The 20,483-nt window shown below is 37.7% G+C and carries 11 protein-coding genes; 4 read left to right on the top strand and 7 right to left on the bottom strand.

Going from position 1 to position 20,483, the window contains the following annotated elements; translation table 11 throughout:
* Positions 1-15 precede the first annotated feature (15 nt).
* Positions 16-348: a ribonuclease E inhibitor RraB gene (locus tag HCZ11_RS15775; protein ID WP_130051822.1), complete on the top strand. Its 333-nt coding sequence runs from the start codon at positions 16-18 to the stop codon at positions 346-348.
* Between the two features lie 25 nt (positions 349-373).
* Here the strand turns inward: HCZ11_RS15775 and HCZ11_RS15770 are convergent, their stop codons facing one another.
* From HCZ11_RS15770 to HCZ11_RS15745, 6 genes are all read right to left on the bottom strand, one after another.
* Positions 374-2,119 carry a DEAD/DEAH box helicase gene (locus HCZ11_RS15770; RefSeq protein ID WP_130051823.1) on the bottom strand — a complete coding sequence of 582 codons (1,746 nt, stop codon included), beginning with the start codon at positions 2,117-2,119 and terminating at the stop codon, positions 374-376.
* Between the two features lie 69 nt (positions 2,120-2,188).
* Positions 2,189-2,494 carry an H-NS family nucleoid-associated regulatory protein gene (locus HCZ11_RS15765; RefSeq protein WP_063707100.1) on the bottom strand — a complete coding sequence of 102 codons (306 nt, stop codon included), beginning with the start codon at positions 2,492-2,494 and terminating at the stop codon, positions 2,189-2,191.
* Positions 2,495-2,604: 110 nt separating this feature from the next.
* Positions 2,605-6,735: a transporter substrate-binding domain-containing protein gene (locus HCZ11_RS15760; protein ID WP_167658867.1), complete on the bottom strand. Its 4,131-nt coding sequence runs from the start codon at positions 6,733-6,735 to the stop codon at positions 2,605-2,607.
* 216 nt (positions 6,736-6,951) lie between these two features.
* Entirely contained in the window at positions 6,952-7,926 is a 975-nt protein-coding gene (locus tag HCZ11_RS15755; RefSeq protein ID WP_167658866.1) for a class I SAM-dependent methyltransferase, read from the bottom strand.
* Positions 7,927-7,976: 50 nt separating this feature from the next.
* Positions 7,977-10,619, bottom strand: coding sequence for a TonB-dependent receptor (locus HCZ11_RS15750; RefSeq protein WP_167658865.1), 2,643 nt, complete (start codon positions 10,617-10,619; stop codon positions 7,977-7,979).
* Positions 10,620-11,204: 585 nt separating this feature from the next.
* Entirely contained in the window at positions 11,205-13,868 is a 2,664-nt protein-coding gene (locus tag HCZ11_RS15745) for a TonB-dependent receptor (protein ID WP_167658864.1), read from the bottom strand.
* A 640-nt stretch (positions 13,869-14,508) separates the two neighbouring features.
* On the opposite strand from HCZ11_RS15745, the gene HCZ11_RS15740 reads away from it, so the two are divergent.
* From HCZ11_RS15740 to HCZ11_RS15730, 3 genes are all read left to right on the top strand, one after another.
* The gene (locus HCZ11_RS15740) at positions 14,509-15,684 is read left to right on the top strand and encodes a DUF547 domain-containing protein (RefSeq protein ID WP_130051828.1); all 1,176 of its coding nucleotides are present in this window, start codon (positions 14,509-14,511) and stop codon (positions 15,682-15,684) included.
* Positions 15,685-15,746: 62 nt separating this feature from the next.
* Positions 15,747-16,892 (top strand): DUF547 domain-containing protein, encoded by a 1,146-nt coding sequence (locus HCZ11_RS15735; RefSeq protein ID WP_167658863.1) that lies wholly within the window; start codon positions 15,747-15,749, stop codon positions 16,890-16,892.
* A 53-nt stretch (positions 16,893-16,945) separates the two neighbouring features.
* A complete protein-coding gene (locus HCZ11_RS15730; protein WP_167658862.1) occupies positions 16,946-18,736 on the top strand; it encodes a putative 2OG-Fe(II) oxygenase in 1,791 nt (596 codons plus the stop codon).
* A 47-nt stretch (positions 18,737-18,783) separates the two neighbouring features.
* Here HCZ11_RS15730 and HCZ11_RS15725 read toward each other — a convergent pair whose 3' ends face one another.
* Complete coding sequence (locus HCZ11_RS15725; RefSeq protein ID WP_167658861.1) at positions 18,784-20,430, bottom strand: tetratricopeptide repeat-containing sulfotransferase family protein; 1,647 nt, start codon at positions 20,428-20,430, stop codon at positions 18,784-18,786.
* Positions 20,431-20,483 lie beyond the last annotated feature (53 nt).

Genomic DNA, 20,483 nt, shown 5'->3' with positions numbered 1-20,483 from the left:
TGAACGAGCGACTAAATGCACTTCCCTGATGACGAAAACGGTCAATTATTAGCTGAAATTGCTGAAGCTGGTGTCGACTTAACCAGTATGCAAACCATCGATTTCTATATTCTTTTTGAACAAAAACCAGAAGCAGAAAAATTTTCAAAAGTAATTGAAAGTGATGAGCTTGCACCTTCTACGGAATTAAACAAATGCCCTGATACAGGGGTGTGGGAAGTAATTACTCGTGTGAAAATGGTGCCAGATCACACTTTACTTAGCCAAACAGAGCAATACTTAGAGAGCATCGCAAATGGTCACAATGGATATGGTGACGGCTGGGGTTTAATGGCCGAAGAAAAATAGGTCTGCCCCAATTTCGTAAAGCGAATCAACTCAATTGATTCGCTTTACGGAAACTCCCCTGATAATCAAATAGCTTTTCAGCCACTTTCCAACCGTATTTTTTATTTTTACGGGCAATCACAAAGTCTGGTGCAAGTAGTTGCTTCTGTAATTCAACAACTTGTTCTGCGCTTTGCCATTCAACGGGACTGTAACCGGGTGCCGCTCGTTTGCCAAATTGCTTATTAAAGATAAACCGCCCCGTATCGTTGGTTAAATTAAATACTTCATCACAACTTGCACCGTCTTCATCAAAGTAACTAATTTTAAGTAAACCTTTAGCAAGCAACTGTGCCGACAAACCACTACACCTTAATACCAAAGCATCTTTTAGATTAAGCGCTTCTCTTAGTTTATCATCAGGATCTGCCATCATAGCACCACATGACTGACACTGCCTTGCTGCTATGTCATTTTGTTCACCACAGTGCTCACATTCTTTAAAACGAAAACGATAATCGCACTGTACTTGCACTTCATCATTTTCCAGCAACCCTTGGCAACGCCTGCCAAAGTGCTCAACAACTTTACCTTCGCTATCAGTTTTACCCCAAAAAATATTCGCAAACCCACAACCAGGGCAAAGTACTTGTACTGGCTCATTATCACTTTGTGCTTTGATACTACCTACCTCAGGATAAAACAAATCAAAGCCATTACCAGCATAGTCAATAACTAAGCAATCTTCTTTACCTTCGCTTAAACGAAGTCCCCTACCTACAATTTGTTGGTATAAACTCACCGATTCTGTAGGCCTTAAAATTGCGATGTAATCAACATGAGGGGCATCAAAGCCTGTCGTAAGTACTGATACATTGACTAAATACTTTATTTTTTTTGCTTTAAATTGATTAATAATCCTATCGCGTTCTTGATTATCGGTATCACCAGTAATCAGTGCAGTATTATGCTCAGGTAAGTAGCCTGTTATTTCTTTGGCGTGCATCACAGTTGCAGCAAAGATCATTACACCATGACGCTGCTCACTATATTCTATTACTTGGTTGATAATAGCTTTTGTCGCGCGAGTGTTATCTTTCAATAACGCATTCATATTCTCGACACTGTAACGACCAAATGAATCACTCGGCAGTGATGAAAAGTCATAATGACTAATCGCAGCATCCACCTCGTGAGGCGGCGTTAAATAGCCATTTTTGATCATATATCGCAGTGGTAACTCAAAAATACACTTTTTAAATGGCGCATCGCTATCACCTCTAACAAAGCCATGATAGTGATGATGATAAACCCACCCCATGCCCATTCGAAATGGAGTCGCGGTTAGTCCAAGTACTTTAAGACTAGGATTTTGTTTTTTTAGACTCGCTATCACCCGTCCGTATTGGCTTTTTTCATCACCGCTTACACGGTGGCATTCATCAATGATCAATAATGAATAGGCGTCGGTTAGCTGTTTTGTATTTCGCGCCAGTGACTGCACACTTGCAAAGGTGACTTGTTCAGTTAAAGACTTTTGCTTTAAACCCGCTGAAAATATGCTGGCCTTAAAACCAAAGCTGGTGTATTTCTCAGCGTTTTGCTCTACCAACTCTTTAACATGAGCAAGCACCATAATTTTTTGTTTGGCAATACGCGCAAGTTCAGCAATAACAAGACTCTTACCTGCACCTGTTGGTAACACAATAAGTGCTGCATCATCAGTTTGTCGAAAGTGAGCAACTGTGCGTGCTACGGCCTCTTGTTGATAGGGTCTGAGTACGTACTTCATTTTATCTGACTATTATCGACATAAAAAAAGGGAAGCATACGCTTCCCTTCCTATTCTTTAAAGCAAAAATTAAGCGAGGTGTTTTGTTAGATCTACACCTTGGAAAGCTTTAGGACGTTTACCACGGCCTGTCCATTCAACAATTTCACCATTAAATTCGATGCGATATTTTGGTTTTACTTTAGTACGCTTATCAGTTGTTGCTACATCCTGTAGATCTTCTAATGTAAGTCCTTTTTCTTTTAGTAGATCGAGTACTTCTTTTTTAGCTTCTTGCTGTTGAGTATATTTCTCGATTGCTGTGTCAATTAGCTGTTTTGCTTTTTCTAATTCAGATAATGACGCAGATTTCACAAAAGATCGGATTTCTTTCATTGAGAGCTCTCTTAAGTATTAAAAGTTAAGTTAAAAGTTTAACAGTAGCTAGTATATGTGGATTTAATGAAATAATCTATTCCATGTTTATTTTTTATCCTATCTTTTTATTATAGCCATAGCTTTATTTTATCTATTACATCGCTTAGCTCTGCAATTAACTTTTCGACAATTAATGTATCTTGCAGTTGATTAAAACGACTCTCGGTCGTTACGATAAGCTCAGATAAAGGAGGATATTGAAGCATTACAATAGCGCCTTTAAGTTTATGTATTGCGCCAGAAACCTTTTCTAAATTTTGATTTTTTATTTGCTCTTGTAAGGAATTTAAGTCTGCTTGCAAGCTAGTAATAAATACCTCTGCGAGCATTTTTGCATCATTCTCATTGCCGAAAACATTTAACCAATGCTGTTTATCTTTTATACCTTGTAAGCTTAAATCGGGATTATCATCGGTAATTGGCAAATCATCACTACTTAACTCTATAAACTCAGCTAGTCGATTATATAATTCATTGAGTTTATATGGCTTAAATAACACACAGCTCATTCCTGATTTTAATGCTTTATTTAAACACTCTTTAGAATCATCCGCAGTAAAGCCAATAATTGGCAAATTTTTAAACTTCTCTTGACTGCGTAATTGCTCAGTTAATTGAAATCCATCTAAATCAGGCATGTGACAGTCTGTTAATAATAAATCAAAATGCCCTGTTTCAAGTGCTCTTAGAGCAGCAATACCATCGTCAACCATGACCGCTTTAATTCCTAGTTTTTGGCATTGTTTTTCGAGCAATAACTGATTTGTTTTATTATCCTCAGCTATTAATATTTTCCCATGTAACGGATAGCTTTGCGTTAGCATCTCATCATCCAAGCGAATGTGTGCACTATTTATAAGCTCTCTCAAAGTATCTGGATACAATGGTTCAATAGGTAGAATATGGCAGCAACAATTTGCTGGTGTATGCACTTTGTTAGCGCATGCTACTAAAATATAATTATTACTTGCATTACTAATTGATTGCTGCCAATTAGCGCCCCACAGTGCATTAACATAACTCTCGTCAATGAGAATATTATCAGCTTGTTCAAATGCGTCTTTATCGATTGGCCAACTTAATTGATAGTGTTTCACCCCCATACTGGCTAGGTTATTTAGTAATTGATCGTGCTGGGTACAAACAGCCCAATTAACTGACAAAGCTCGTAACTTCTGTTTACTTGCGTTTTTAAGTGGTACTGAAATATAAACATTAGTGCCTTTACCATAGGTGCTTGATAGGGAGATTTCACCCTGCATAGCTTCAACAAGTTGCTTTGCCAAGCTTAAGCCTAACCCAGTACCACCATAGCGACGTTGAATAGAGTTATCTGCCTGCTCGAAAGGGATAAATATATTAGCCAACTGCTCGGCTGTCATACCTTTACCTGTATCTGATACTTCAATCTTTAAAGATTGCTTATCAAATAAAACATCACAGCTTATTGTCCCTTGCTCTGTAAATTTCACGGCGTTATTTAGTACATTAGAAAGCACTTGCATCAAATGACTTATATCGACCAAAGCCAAATTAAAAGTAGCTTTACGCCATAGTACATTGAAAGCGAGCCCTTTTTGCTTAGCGAGGTACTCATGAGCACGCATAACACGGCATAAATGCGCCTCAAGGTCGGTTTCTCTTAAGTCGACTTCGATATTACCTGTACTACTGTTTGCGAAATATAAAATATCATCGACTAAAGTGCGAAGCTTTGTTACTGAGCTCTCTATGTGCTCGATTAAATAGTGTTGCTCTTCATCAAGTGATGATGATTTTAAAAGCTCTATAAAGCCATTTACTCCAGACATAGGTGTTCTTAGTTCATGGCTCATAGTGGCAATAAAACGACCTTTCGCCAACTGAGCTTGATGTGCAAGCTCCGTTGCTTTATTCAAATCTTCCTGCTGACGTTTGAGTATGCTGATATCAAGCAAAATACCATTCCAACGCACACCCTGCTTATTTTCGCGCTTATTAGTTTCTGCATTGGCAATAAAACGACACCAAATTTGCTGGCCTAGGTTGTTTATCCGAAACTCAATATCAATCATTTTGTTGAGTTTACTCGCTGCTTTAAAACTCTTTGCAATTTGCACTCGGTCTTCATCAACAATAAGCGGCGAAATACATCCCGTCATGCCGCGCTGGTTAATCATTCGCGAAGTAATCCCTAATAAACTCTGTGCACCTTTACTAATATAGGTATAACAACCCTCACCGTCATCGTAGTACTCATACTGAAATACACCTCCAGGTATTGTGTCCGTAATGGTTTGTAACAGTTGCTGTACAGATTGATTCTCACGCTGAAGGTGACGATGTTCAGTTACATCAGTGATCACCGTCATAATACCTGCAAATTCACCCCCTGAGCCCAAGTATGGCTTTTTGGTGTAAAGTAACTCCAGCTCTTTACCCGATTTATTCGTGTAATTTATATGCTGATTGATTACCTTGCCTGAATTTAAACTTTGCTCATTTTGCGAAATCAGTTTTTTTACGACTTTAATATCTCCGCGCAAATATTGGTTTTTTTCATCCCATAAGTGAGCAAAATTTTCTTTATAAGCTCTGTTCCACATAATACGCTTTTGGTGCTGATCTTGTATCACCACCATAGTGGGTAAGTCATCTATCAGTTTTTGGGTAAAATTAAGCTTACTTAAAGCCACTTCTTCAGCATCTTTGCGCTTTGCAATTTCACGATTAATGGTTAATCGCCAGCTAATAAAATAAATTACCGACACAGCAATCAAAATTAAAATGAGAATAGCTGTGGTATTAACAGTTTTACGGTCGTAACCACGTTCAATACTAAAAATGCCGTGACGACTAACAACATAGTTAAAATCATTGCTGGTCAATGTTTTAAATAGGCTGTCTAGCAGAGTCGCAAATTCTGAGAAGTGTTTATTCACTAAAAAATAAATAGGCTGGGTATAACGGTATTTTGGATTGATATAAAACTCACCAATATAAAATTGGTTTAGCTGATACGCCGCAATACTTTGCGGTAGTATCACCGCATCTATGTTGTCATTTCTCAATGCATAAAACAGCGTTTTGATTGAATCAAATGAGACTGTTTCGACTAATTCATTGGTCAATAGCTTTTGTTTAGGATCGGCGAACACCTCTAAGTAGCCAATTCGCTTGGTTTGACTAGCTCGTTTAGAGATTAACACCATCTCTAAACTATAGTGAGAAGGTAACGCAATTAACACACCTTCTTCTATTTTTGTGGGGTTCATAGTTGGAATTAAATCAATTTTATTAGCTAAAAAGAGCCTTTCTAGCTCTTGAGAGTTGGCAGCTGGTATATATTTAAATTGAAAATCACTTCGTTGTGCTAATAGTTCCAAAGTGTCGTTTAAATAGCCTTTTGCTTCGCCTATATTACTGGTTGCGTGAATTGGAAATAAGCCATCTACAAAAGAAAAAGTGAGTAAGTAATTATTATCTTCCACTTTGTCAATCTGATTGAAATCACGCTTAAATTGGCTATAAGCTTTTGCTGCTAAATACTCTTCACTGGCAGAGCTTTCCCATAGTTGTTTAGTTGTAGGAGAAATAGCAGCTAATACCGAATTAACCTGATTACGTAATGCCGTATTATTTTTATTAAACATAACATGCAGGGTTTCACTGGATAACCAAACTGGACTTACAACTTTCAGGTTTTCTTGGGAAAGGTTTTTAAGTTGGTGAGATAAAACCGAGTAATCACCCATAAACGCATCAAATGAGCCATCAGCTACTTTTTTAAAGGCGTCCTCTGGTTTTATAAAACGGTTGATAAATAGCGCACCATTTTCTACTAGATATTCACAGTGCGAACTCCCCGTAATACACACCCATCGCAGGCTAGCCAAATTTTTTAATGCATCATTCGCGATGGACTTATTCGCAACAATACCTCTTGGCGCTTCCATGAATGGCGTTGAGAATAAAAAGTGCTTTTTACGTTGTGAGGTTTTATTTAAGCCGACGGCAAAGTCAACATCACCAGCTTTAAGGGCATCTAAAAGCTCATCTAGGCTATCATAAACGCGGTATTCGAGATCAGCTTCGGCCAAACGAGCGATTTCATTACTGTAACCAACAATTACACCTGAGAACTGGCCATCAGCGTCGCGAGTATGGTAAGGGAAAAAGTTATAGTTAACGATACCCGCTTTGAGTTGTGTTGCAAACACATCACCAGAAAATGAAAGCGTAATAATAGAAAAGTAAAACAGAAGTAGTCTTATCAGAGCCTGACCATTTAAAAAAGCAATAACTAAATATATTCTAGCAGTGTAATTTGAATACACAATTATTGTTTATAGCTTGAAGTTGAAATTCATTTAGCCAAATTCTTACAATACCAATACACTGTATTATTAAAGCTTACACTCTACACAATTATGTGCTTAGCGAAAGATATCAGTGTTTTCCTGTAACTTTTTAGCTCTTAATACCCAACAGAACAATTCTCCATCAATTTTTTTGGGCGTAATATCAAAGGTTTCCCAGCTTGAGCTCATATTAGAAATGATTGCCTTTTGATCATCTTCGCTCCAAGAGGCTTCGATTTGCTCATTTATCCGTAATTTATAATTAGCAAGTTCCTCAATCAAACTCTCAACTTGATGAACAGCTACTTCCCTCCAGTTTACTATCATCGGAATAAAACTTTTTGCTAACTGCCCAAACCAATCTTGTTCAATTTCAGAGTTAAAATTAATTTGAACCTTTTTAAAATCTAATAACAGCTTCTCATTATTTTGTAGGAATTCATTTTGTTCTTTTGCCGTTGGCTTTTCTATTAGACGATAATTACTACAGAAATTAACAAAGTTTCTAACTTTATATGCGAGCCCATCTTGATTTACGAATTGTGAAAGTACTTTAATTCCTTGTTGGCAATCTTGGGTAATGAAAGAATTTCTATGATGAACTAAAGCAATCAGTTCGCCACCACTTTTAAGTACTCGATTAGCTTCAAGAAAAGAAAAGTTTAGATCTGAATATTCAATGCCAAATTGACTAATGAGGTAATCAAAAGATGAATCGTTAAAGTTTAACTTTTCACAACACATTTCACTGTAAAAATTGATGTTTTTTAGTGAAAGAGAAACTTTTTCATTGTCGTTAAAATGCTTAGTAGGATCTATATTCGCAGCATCAATTGCCGTAATTTCAAATTCATTTGGATATTGTTCAGCTAAAACAGCCAAGGCACCATTTCCGCAACCAATATCTAAAAGTTTGGCTGATGATTGAAATTCTCTAAAAATGGCATTCCAGAAATTTAAAACATCTCCTTGATAACCATCTTTGTGATTACTTTGGGCAAAACTGCTTAAAGTTTCAGTCGATAGCCAATATGAGTCCCAATGTTTCACACTTACTCCAAAAAAAGGTGGGCTTAAGCCCACCCCTCATATTGTTTTATTTAGAATGATTGACGGAAGCGAAGGTATGTAATACGTCCGTATGCGTCATATAAATCGAAGTTATAGTTACGACCGCCAAATGGGCTTAATTGCGGCTCTTTCTCAAAGGCATTTTGCATACCTAGAGAAATCTGCGTACCCGTAGACATGTTATATGTAACTTGCAAATCATGTGTTACCCAAGTTGCAATATTACCTGTCTTATCTAAAGAACCATCATCATTTTGAGTCACGTCTTCATATTGCTTACCAATTAAATTGATATTCCATACAAAGTCAAAGTCACTCCAAGTATACGTATTGTTAAGAACAGCACGGTCTTGAGGCTCACCTGGATCTTTAAGTGTATTACGGCCGCCATCTACAACGCTTTCAAACTGGTGACTCCATTGTAGAGTTTGCTTGAATGTACCCGCATCACCAAAATCAAACGTTGTATTCAAGTTCAAGTCTAAACCATTTATAGACCAGCTACCTTCGTTAGCATAACCTTGAGTGATTAAGTCGATACCACCATTGCTTAAGCGCTCTACACCTAAACCTGCAGGAATTGGGTCACCTGTTTGTTCACGGTTAAGAATAGTTGTTGCGCCAAAGAAACGGATCATATTTGATATTTCAATATCATAATAATCTGCAGAGAAGTTTAACCAATCTGTTGGTTGATAAGCTAAACCTATTGACGTTTGTTTAGATGTTTCAGAACCAATTTCTGGGTTAGCAAGCGTAACTGCGTTAACTTGAACGTCACAACCAGCTTCAAGACCAAAGTTTAGACAAGAAGGGTCATCGCTAACATTTGGGTTGTCAGGTGCTGGCTTAGCTGTCGTGATATCAAGTGTTGGAGCACGGAAGCCTTCCCCATAAGAAGCACGAAGAACTAAACCTTCCATTACATCGTATTTAAACGAGATTTTTGGCGAGAAATCACTACCGTAATCTGAATATTCATCATAACGGCCAGCAAGAGTCATCTCAAGATCATCCATTAACGGGAACAATGCTTCGAAGTAAGCACCTTTAACGTCACGAGAGCCACCCGCACTGTTACCTGATGAACCACCGACTTGACCAGCTTCTGAAAGTGAATCATAAGTATCTTGATACTCTTCTTTACGGTATTCTGCACCGACTACCGCTTGAATCATACCACCGCCAATTTCAATGACATCGAATGATGCTGACGCGAATAGCTCTTCTTGATTGAATTCACCAATACGAGAAGTAGTTACTTTAAGACCGCTTAAAAGCTCTTGATAATCGCTCTTCTCAGTATCCGTTGTAAAACGATCACCAAATGGGTCATTTAACATATAAGCGCCACTATCCATTGCAGCACGGGCATTACTACCCATTAAGTAGTTGCGACCGATTTCGTATGTTTTAGTTTTAGTCTTACGTGCACCAAAATCAACAAAAACATCACCAATTGAACCTTCAGCACCGAATAAGAAATCTGTAGACCAGTTATCTACGTTGTTATCACGGTTACCCAATGCAGCAAAGCGGTGACGGATTTGAACTAAACTTGGATCATCGCCATTGGCAATTTCACCAGCTCGTTTATCAGCCATATAGCTTGCAAATTCTGCATCGTAAAAAGGGCTATTTGGGTTAATAGGGTTGTTAGGGCTATCATCTGATAAGAAAGCTGCATCACCTGCATCATTCAAAGAAGGAGCATATCGACCAAATGATTTTGTTTTAGAAACAAGAGTATGCGAGAAGATTTTCCAATCGTCATTTATCTCATATTCTGCTTTTAGGAAAGCAGATTGGTTACCTGTTGATGCTTCATTAGCATTGGTTGCGTTGAAGTTATAACCACAGGCACCCGTAGAGCCATACATGAAGTTTTCTAAGCTGTCACATTCTTCTTGAGAAATGATAGATCTGTAACCAGCTTCTTTTAAAGCGTTCACACCAAAGCTAGATGCACCAGGTTGAACCCAAGGGTAATCGTGTTCATAAATAATATCGCGGCTATTCCAAGAAATACCACCAATCACTGATGCATTATCGCTTGATGAGCCGAAAACTACAGAGCCTTCCTCACGGTCACCACCTTCTTCAGGAAGACTTACATCGCCCGCACCTAGACGTACCTCAACACCATTAAAGTTTTTTCGAGTAATAATGTTGATTACACCCGCAATCGCATCAGAACCATAAACAGCTGAAGCACCATCAGATAAAATCTCGATACGCTCTACAGCAGCCATAGGGATTGAGTTTAAGTCTTGAGAATTACCAGTTGATGGTGATTTAGGAAGACGACGACCATCTACAAGGATTAAAGAGCGAGATGCGCCTAAACCACGTAAGTTAACTTGCGAAACACCTTGAGCTGAACTACCAGATTGAGGTCGGAATGAACCTGCTGAGTTAAAGCTTGTATTACGGATCAAATCAGAAACTGAAGTTTGACCTGAAAAGTCGATTGAAGCACGGTCAATAACTGTTACAGGAATTGAGCCTTCTAAGTCAGTTCGTTTAATACGTGAACCTGTTACGGCGATACGTTCAACTTCTTCTACACCTTTATCATCAGCAGCATAGCTCGTTGCTGAAAATGCAGCAGTTGACGCTGCACCAAAAGCAATCGCTAAGCGAACTGCTTTTGAAACTTGATTATTTAACATTTGATTCTCCCTGGTCATATCCATGTTATGACTTTATTAATTTATTTTAACCCTTAAAGAGGTACTAGTACCCTATAAGGGAATTAAATACTAATATCAGGGACAACTTTTGGTCAACAGTTTTTTAACCTTTGTTTTTTAATGTAAAATCCAGTAATTCGTTATATCTAAAAATACTCCCAAAACCATTCATACACCATTAACCGCTATTTTAAAAATAGGGACAAACTAATTTTAAAATAACCGACACAGCCTTTTTAACACAATAAAAAAACCATTAAAGCTCTAAAAGATAGTTCCAAAAAACAAAACCAATAAGCTTTCGTTTTTGCGAAAACAACAACACTATTTACTGGGAACTTTATTCGATAACTTAAAGATTTTTCTTAGAAAGAACGACTGTTTGCACAAAATCAGACTAAGACAAAAGGTTTGTAATTAAGTTTTTGCAAACCGAAGCACAGCGGTTTTAACAACAACTAATATTGATGAATCCATTTTTAAGTATTGAGAAACGAGAATTAAACAAAAAAAACCCCGCGATGTCGCGGGGTTTTATTGCTTATACTAATTTGTTTTCAAAGTTTAGAATTTTTGTTCTAAACGAAGGTACATTGAACGACCTGTTTGATCGTATAATGACCAGCTTGAATCACGGTAGTCACGGAAGCCGTCATACCAAGAAGGAGCTTTCTTATCAAATACGTTGTTAACACCTACAGAAATTTTAGTATTTGTTGGTGCAGTGTATGTGAACTGAGCATTATGCTTGAAGTATGAAGGTACATCAGCAAGGTAATCAACACCCCACTCTTCATTACCAGACTCTTGTGCACCTACGTAGAACATAGTCCAAGACGCACTGTAGTCTTCATAAGAGTAGCTAACACCTAAATCAGCTTTCCAATCTGGGTAATCTTGAAGACCTGCATAATCAAATGGTTCTGCATCTTTGTCAGCTTTCTCTTCAAATTCCATAACTTTAGAAACGTTTAGCATAACACCGAAGTCACCGAAGCTAGTTTCATGCTTGTAACGAGTTGAGAAGTCGATACCAGACGTTTGTAGTGATGCTTTATTGATATAACCTGTGTAGATGTAATCAATTTGACCATTACCATTAGCACGGTCGATAGCATCTGGCGTAGAACCTAAACCACCCTCTTCTTGTTCAATACGTAGAAGCTCAGTAGTGCTTACGTCATCAATACGGTTCTCGTAGCTGATATCGTAGTAAGTTAATTCTACGGCTAAACCATCAACGATATCCCATACGAAACCAAGAGTCGTAGAATCACCTGTTTCTTCAGTAAGGTTTGCATTACCACCGAACCATGTCGCTACTTGCTCACCAGCGTCAGAACAGTAACCTTCTAGTGCTTGACCTGGGTTAGCATCACACCATGCTGTATCACGAACAGTTGGGAAACTTAATGCATAAGACTGGAACATTTCGCCCATGTTAGGAGCACGGAAAGACTCACCCCAAGAACCACGGATTAATAATGTTTCAGTTGGACGCCAAGTAACACCTACTTTTGGAACAACTTTATCGAATGTAGTGCTCTTTTCACCAAGGTTTGTCATACCAGACTGTTCGTATTTCTCATAACGACCAGCAACTGTTACATCAATTTCGTATGGTAAGCTTGCTTGGATTTCCATGTAAGCAGCAGTACGGTCACGAGTTGCATACACGTCATCACCGCCTGAACCACCAGAGATGAAACCATTTGCAGATTCAGGATCAGATACTTGAGTGAAATCAATTTCTTCAAATTCAGCACCAACAACACCAGCAATAACGAAGTCACCGTTATCAACAAAAGTAGTAGACACTAAACCATCAATTTGTTGACTTTCGTAACGACCTTCATAAGTACCAGTGTGCGCTGCATATTGGTATAAATCAGTTAATTGAGTGTTCCACTCATCGTAGCTCATACCAGTAGTATTAAGAATATCGTACTCACCAGAATCAATCGCGTTTTGTAACATTACGTCGTTAACTAGGTTACTACCGAAAACGTTTGTTTTAGAAATGCTATTTTGGTAGTTGATTTCCCAATCAAGGCCATTGCCAATATCAGTGAAACCTTCAAGACCTAGTACGATATCAGTTGTAACAACTTCTGTTTTAGTGTCACGGTTACCAATTGGTACAGAGCGCATGTAAAGACGGATGTCTTCGCCTTCTGGGTTATACTGGTTGTCAGCGTCCATCCATACAGCACCCGTAGATACTGGAGTACCAGCATAACGTGAATTTGTTTCGTTGAAACTTGCCATTGCACGGCCAACAAAACGGATGTTATCAGTTAGTTCATAGTTAAAGTTTGTTAAGAATGAGTTATTTTCTACGTCTGGGTAGAATTTTGTAACGTTACCGTAGTTATATAAACAACCGCCAACGCCATTTTCATCCATAGCATTCACTACGTCAGCTGTTTGATCACATAACTCTGGGTTTGAGATGTAGCTACCTGCACCACCAATTCGATAGTTTGGTACATGGCTATAACCACTGTACGCACCGTACGTAGGATCGTCCATCGCCCAAATTTCTTTGTCGAAGATTGCGTTGTCACGTGAGTTCTCATACGTGAAAATGATATTACCTTTTTCAGATGTATAACCTGAAGTAATTGAGAAAGTTTTGCTTTCGCCACCTTCTACTTTAGGTACCTCGTAATCGTATTTAACGCTAACGCCATCAAAATCTTTCTTTGTGATGATATTGATTACACCAGCAACTGCAGATGAACCATAAACAGCTGATGCGCCATCACGAAGGATTTCAACACGCTCAACAACTGCCATTGGGATAATTGAAGTATCTGCTGATGAACCTGAAGATGAACTTGTACCAGGCATACGACGACCGTCTAATAATACAAGTGTCGCATCAGAACCCAGGCCACGTAAGTTGATGTTAGAAGATGCTGCACCACCTGCGCCGTAACCAGATACACCCTTCCAAGAACCGAAAGAGTTAGAAGCAAGGTTATTTAAAACGTCAGCAACTGTAGGCTCACCTGAAAGGCTAATTTCTGCAGCTGATAAAACAGTTACTGGAGAGCTGTTTTCAAGGTCTACTTGTTTGATGCGTGAACCTGTAACTTGAATACGTTCAACTTTTTCTGCGTTTTCTTCGTCTGCTGCAAATGAGCTTGCAGAAAATGCAGCAGTAGAAGCTGCACCAAAAGCAACCGCTAAGCGAACAGCTTTTGAAACTTTATTATTTAACATTTGATTCTCCCTGGTCCATGTTATTCATGGAATATTTATAGTTATTCAAAATAAATGCATATTACACAGTCATTTTGAGCCATGATAATAATACTCGCGACTCTCAAAGGTCAACACTTCAGTAACGCAAAAGTTCAACTTTTAACAATAAATATAAGAACACCCAAAATAAAAAAACAACATTAACACCTTTAAATCCCTTGAATTACAAAGAGCATGACAGTGTTTACAACAAGTTATAAAAGAATTTAAAAATCCACATTTCTGGCATTAATATAGGTACAAGCACAAAACCAACCAATTAATTGCAATAAAAGCAATAATTAAAGCTTTGTTGTTTTAGATTTTTTATCTGGTAAAAAATAAAAATAAAAAAATAAACACCCAGTAATTACGGTCAATTCACAATTAAACAGGTCAAATTAAAGGGTAATGATAAAATCAAGACTTAAAAATGCAAAAGTTAATAGAATGAACATTCTATTAACCACAAACAGAAAGACAACTTAACCAACAATTTACAACACCTCCTTATTTACTAGGGTAAACATTGGATCCAGTTATATATTCGGTACATGTTCACTTGAAAAAAATGTAACAATCAGCAATAGTTAGATTGTTAAAACAACAAGGAAAAACCATGATTAAACAATTATTACTAATTACATTTACTTTTTGCTCACTTTCTTCGTATGCAAAAATAAATGAACTCCCAGAAGAGTTTTCTGACTTTAGTCTCAATCGTGACATTAAAGTCTCGTACGAGGATCTCGATAAGCTACTTGAAATGACCGTAATAGATATGGGGAAATCAGATCGAAGTTCTCGTAAATCTCAATCCTCTATTGGCACACGCATGAAATCCCACAAAAATAATGATACTGCGCTTGAAGCCAATCGTTTTTTCTTCGAAGGGGTTGTTAAATCAGACATAAAAGATGGATTTCACAAAATTAGGCTTAGCCTAGAAAAGGTACCGAGTGAAGTGTCATTAAACGATTTAAGCCTTGATGAACAATTGGCATATTGGCTTAACCTATATAATACAGCGATGGTTGAAAAGTTAATTGAACACTACCCTGTTCGTGATACGGAAGATCTTCTTTTTGGTGATGACTCAATTTTAGAAGATGAGTTTTTAACCGTTGCCGGTTACAAACTTTCACTCAATGATATTCAACATAAAATTGTTTTTGAAAAATTCGGTAAAAAGAAGCCAATTGTTATGTATGGCTTTTATCAAGGTAACATTGGTAGCCCAAACCTTCGAGATGAAGCGTATAAAGGTAGCAAGGTTTACCATCAACTTGTTGAAAATGGTGAAGAGTTTGTAAACTCAAATCGAGGCATGCAAATTAAGCGTAAAAACCGCCTTTATGTGTCTAAGTATTATGAACAAGCTGAGTCTTTATTTTCAGATTTCGAAAATGACTTACGTGAGCACTTAGAAGACTATGCTGAAGGTCAAATGAAAAGCGATGTTAAATACGCCAAGCGCTTCAAAATTGATATTGAAGATTGGAGTATCACTGATTTATATGGCACCGACCGTGATTATGGCGGTTCTGCATCAACTAACCCTGCGGCAATGCTAAATGCTGTTGTAAGCAACTCTGCAGTACCTATCGGCCCTGAAGGTAGTGGCGCTGGTATTGGGGCAGTAAACGTTAGTCACATTACTGATTCAATTATGATGCGCACCATGGATTTTGGTCGTTTTTCTCCTGAAATGTTAGAAAAAATCAAAAAACTTAATTTAAAGCGCCAAGACAACAGTGGCTCTGTTGAGATTAAGGATCTTGATTCAAAGAATTAAAATAAGATAGCCACTCGTCAAAAGAATGTGATGGGTGGCTTTTTCTGAACAGGGAGTTCGCTATGCTTAAACCACTCTTATTAATTACCACAATTTTCTTTACTGCATACTCATCAGCAAAACTAGACACTCTACCAGAAGAATTTGCCGATTTCGGCTTAGATAATGATTTAACAATATCTTATGGTGATTTAGATCAGTTGCTTAAAATCACTGTTATTGACTTAGGCCGCTCAGACCGAGGTTTTCGAAAAGGCCAATCAAGCATTGGGACACGCACCCGAGCACATAAAAATAACGATACTGCTTTAGAAGCAAACCGTTTTTATTATGAAGAAGTTGTAAAGGCAAACCTGAAAACTGGTTTTAGAAAAATACGTCTGAGCCTTGAACAAGTTCCTGAACAAATCCCTCTTAATGAGCTCGTCCTATCTGAGCAACTCGCTTATTGGCTAAATTTATATACCACAGCATTATTAGAGAAACTCATTGAGCACTACCCTATCTTCAGTACTGAAGATTTATTATTTGGTGATAATTCATTACTTGATGAGGAATTTATTACTGTTATGGGACATAGCCTGTCTTTAAATGACATACAACACAACATTGTCTTTAAAAAGTTTGGCAAAAGTAAACCGATTGTAATGTACGGCTTTCATCAAGGGAATATCGGCAGCCCAAATCTTCGCCCAGAAGCCTATGTAGGAAGCAAAGTGTATTACCAACTAGCAGACAATGGTGAGGAATTTGTTAATTCTAACCGAGGTATGCAAATTAAAGGGAAAGATAGGCTTTACATATCCGTCTACTACCAGCAAACAGAAGCCTTGTTTGACGACTTTGAACAAGATTTAAAGTCTCATATTGAACACTATACTAATGGCTCTTTAAAAGATGCTGTAGAGTCATCTAAAGGGTTTAAGCTTACAATAGATGATTGGCATATCGTGGATTTATATCGCACGCATAGAGCCTATGGAGCCTCTGCAGCTATTAACAGGGCTCCGTTAGAAGGTATAGGTGGAATAACATATGGATATCGTGCAGCAGACGGAAGCTATATCACCGATCCCTTAACGAAGCGGCTAGCTCAATTTGGTCGATATCCACCACAAGTTTGGAAGAAAATTCGCAAGCTTTATAAACAAAGAGAACGCATTAAAGGTACAGTAGAAATCAAAGACCTTGATGTAAATCAAGAGTAATATTTTACTTTACTGTACGCCCTGTTAACATAAAGCAAAAACAGGGTGTACGAGTGAATAATACATTGCAAAGAGCTTTGCACGCATTTAATCAACAACAATATGTGCAGGCATTACAACTCCTTTCTTTACATACAAATAAAACCGCTGATTGGTATACATTGAATAGCTTATGTTTATCAGCTGTAAACAAAACTATTGAAGCAGAGCAGTGTTATTTAAAAGGCCTTAGCCAATTTAGTAATCATGTTGGCCTTTTAGACAACTACACCAATCTACTTTGTAAACAAAAAAAGTATGCAGAGTGTATTCAGTTTTGTGAATACAACACAGCTTCTTTGTCACTCGAAAAGCCACGACTTAATTATATCGAAAGTCTAATTAACCAAGACGAATTACTGAAGGCTGAGCTGTTTATTAACGAAAGATCCCCTTCGCAAACTTCATTAGTTCGATATCACTGGCTCGCTCTAGAGCTTTTCGAGCGATTGGGTGATTTACAACGTATCGAAGACTATTTTCAAACAAAATTACCAGCCCAATTAAAGGGGCAATTTCATTTCGTTTATAAAGAAGCGTGTAATTATCGTAATTTGGGTAAATTTGACAAAGCATTGGAGCTTTTGAAAATGCTTTTAAAACAGCAACCAAGTGCTGAATTACATTATATAGTTGGTTGTACACATTATGATTTACAACAATATGAACATGCACAAGCTCACCTCAAGGCATGCTTAGAGCTTGCTCCTAACTATGTACCTGCACATGAAAGTCTTAATAAGCTCTACTGGGAACACTCACAAAACCAGTTGATGAGTTCATATGCCCATACTTTTAAAAACTATGATGCTAACCCTGTTTTAATCCATTCTCAAATTGGTCAATTGCTGCAATTAGACAAGTTAGAAGAAGCGTTACTTATAAGTAGTAAAGCAACACAAAGCCATCCGCAGAACTTAGATTTACTTCATGCCCATAGTATTCTTCTTGATAAAACAGGAGAAGCAGAAAAAGCATTTTCACTCCTTCAGCAACTAGTCAAAGCAGCCCCACAAAATGCTCGTTACTGTATTGATTTAGCAAACTTTTACATACAACAAGGCGATTACAGCTCAGCGATCTCTCATTTAGAAACCGCAGTAAAATTTAATCCTAATAACCAAGAGCTTTGGGCATATTTAAGTATTGCTTGGCGACTATCAAATAATGATAAATATCATTGGTTAACTAACCTTGATAAATTCGTTAAGGTAATGGAGCTTCCTGCCCCGCATGGTTTTAAAACGTATGGCGATTTCAATAAACAACTGCAAGAGCTAATGATTGGCCTACACACCAATAAACTACAACCATTAGATCAAAGTGTGCGCAGTGGCAGTCAAACGCAGGGTCACCTGTTGCACCGCTCTAATCAACTCATTGATTTATTTAAGTCATCAATGACGACATGCATAAACCAATATCTGCAGCAGCTGCCAGAAGATGCTAACCATCCTCTATTGGCACGTAACCATCAACGCTTTGTTGCCAAAGGTAGTTGGTCTGTCAAACTAGAACAAGGTGGTTTTCATGCTAACCATATTCACCCACAAGGTTGGTTATCGGCTCCGAGCTATATTTCTATTCCTGATGAAATGAGTAAAGATGATCCGACTAAAAATGGTTGGTTAAAACTGGGGGAAACAAGTCTTAACTTAGGTGATCGAGAATCTATTGCTCGTGAAATATGCCCAGAAGAAGGTCATATTATTATTTTCCCTAGCTATATTTGGCATGGCACTTACCAACTCAAAAGTAAGAGTCCTAGGCTAACAATTCCTTGCGATATCATGCCCTTAAAATAGTGAAAAAAAAGACCATCAAACTGATGGTCTTTTCCTCTAATTAGCTGTTATCTATTTAAAAGCGCTTTTGCATCTAAATAGGATTTCTCATCAGCCTGTATATGCTTTAGATAATTTACAAAACGACCTGACGAAGACTTATAAAGTGGTTTTCTAACCTGCCAGACACTCGCTGTACTTACAGTGCCAGATTTATTATGAAACCGCTGGGCTTCATCAGAGTATTCTAGCCCTAAAAAACTAAACAACTGTTCTAACACTTGCTCAGGTGAGCAAACGAGCTGGTCGTAATTCAGAGTAAAAATATCATCGCCAAAACGCGACTGCCAATGTGACTTAATTCGTTGTTGCTGCTCGTAATGATGCAATGTATCGTTTAGCGATACAGCATAATTTAAACTTGGACCTAAATGCTGGAAAAAAGCTGATAAGCTATTGTCTTTAATATCTCGCTCTGTCCAGATAATCTTAGCTTTTGGATATAGCTGCTTGATAATGTCTAAGTAAAGGTAATTTTCAGGGCGTTTATCTGTTACATAAAGCGCACCTTCAGCTCTTAAGGTTAATTGTTCTTTATAACCATCAATAAATTCAGGCTCTTTAGCCTTATTAGCAAGAGCCTTTTCATCGCCAATTAAATTGAATAACGATGAATGTAAATAGGCAATTTCACCACCTGCCGCTATTTGCTCGTTAGAGCTGATGATTTGTTCAATTAGTGTTGAGCCAGAACGAAACATACCGCAAATTATAATTGGTGTTATTGAGCTATTCGCTTCTTGCAGAACAATATTACGAGCTAAGGTGTAGTCAGTAATCTTCTCAACAGATTGGCGATCATAGGCTGGTAAATACTTTTTATTGTAATGATTAGCTTTTACATAATAATGCCAAGCTTGCTGATAATTTTTGCAATCATTAAATACTTTACCAAGTGCATAATAAATATCAGCACACGCTATATCATCTGATTCCCGCTGTAATATGGCTAAGCTTGCTCGTTCATAGTCAATTGCATCGCGTTCAGTGAAGGTTTCAATATCGGCCAATCTTGCTTGAGCCATCGCATTAAATGCATCTATTTTTAAAACCTGTTGAAATCCCTTCTTAGCCTTGTCTTTATCACCGAGTTGTTCATAAATATTTGCCAATGCAAAGTGGGCTTGCAGATTATTACTATCAGCACTAATTGCCTGTTCTAAATACTTTATTGCTGAATCTGGCTGATGTAGTTGATCATTATGGACAAAAGAGATTTCGATTAAAGCAGGTACTTTAAACTGCTCAGACAAAACCCTCGCTTGATCTAGATAAGTTAATGCTGCATCTGCGTTATCAAGCTTTCTTTCTATTTTACCTAGCTGAAAACAAATATCAGCTTGCTGCGGGTTTGTCTCATATAAAGGTAATAGCGCGTTTTTTGCAATTTCTAGCTCACCACAACTTAAACTTAATTGTACTAGGGTCAGTACGTAATCAAACTTTGTAGGAGCAATTGATACCAGTTGCTGGCAATAAGAAATGGCTGTTTCAGTGTCTTGTTGCTGCATAGCAACTTTAAAGAGAATCTGTAACGCTTTTTCAGCAAACTCACTGTTATGTGTTAACGGTTTTAATAATTCTATCCCCTGGCTAACTTTACCTTGCTGAAGTAAAGCAACAGCTTGGGTAAACGTGTGTTGTTCTGATGTCATTGTTTCCCCATAAAAAAAGCTTCCCCATAAAAAAAGCGAGCCGAAGCTCGCTT

The organism is Pseudoalteromonas sp. HF66, from assembly GCF_011806445.1.
Taxonomy (GTDB): domain Bacteria; phylum Pseudomonadota; class Gammaproteobacteria; order Enterobacterales; family Alteromonadaceae; genus Pseudoalteromonas; species Pseudoalteromonas apostichopi.
This window is presented reverse-complemented; position numbering and strand designations above follow the sequence as displayed.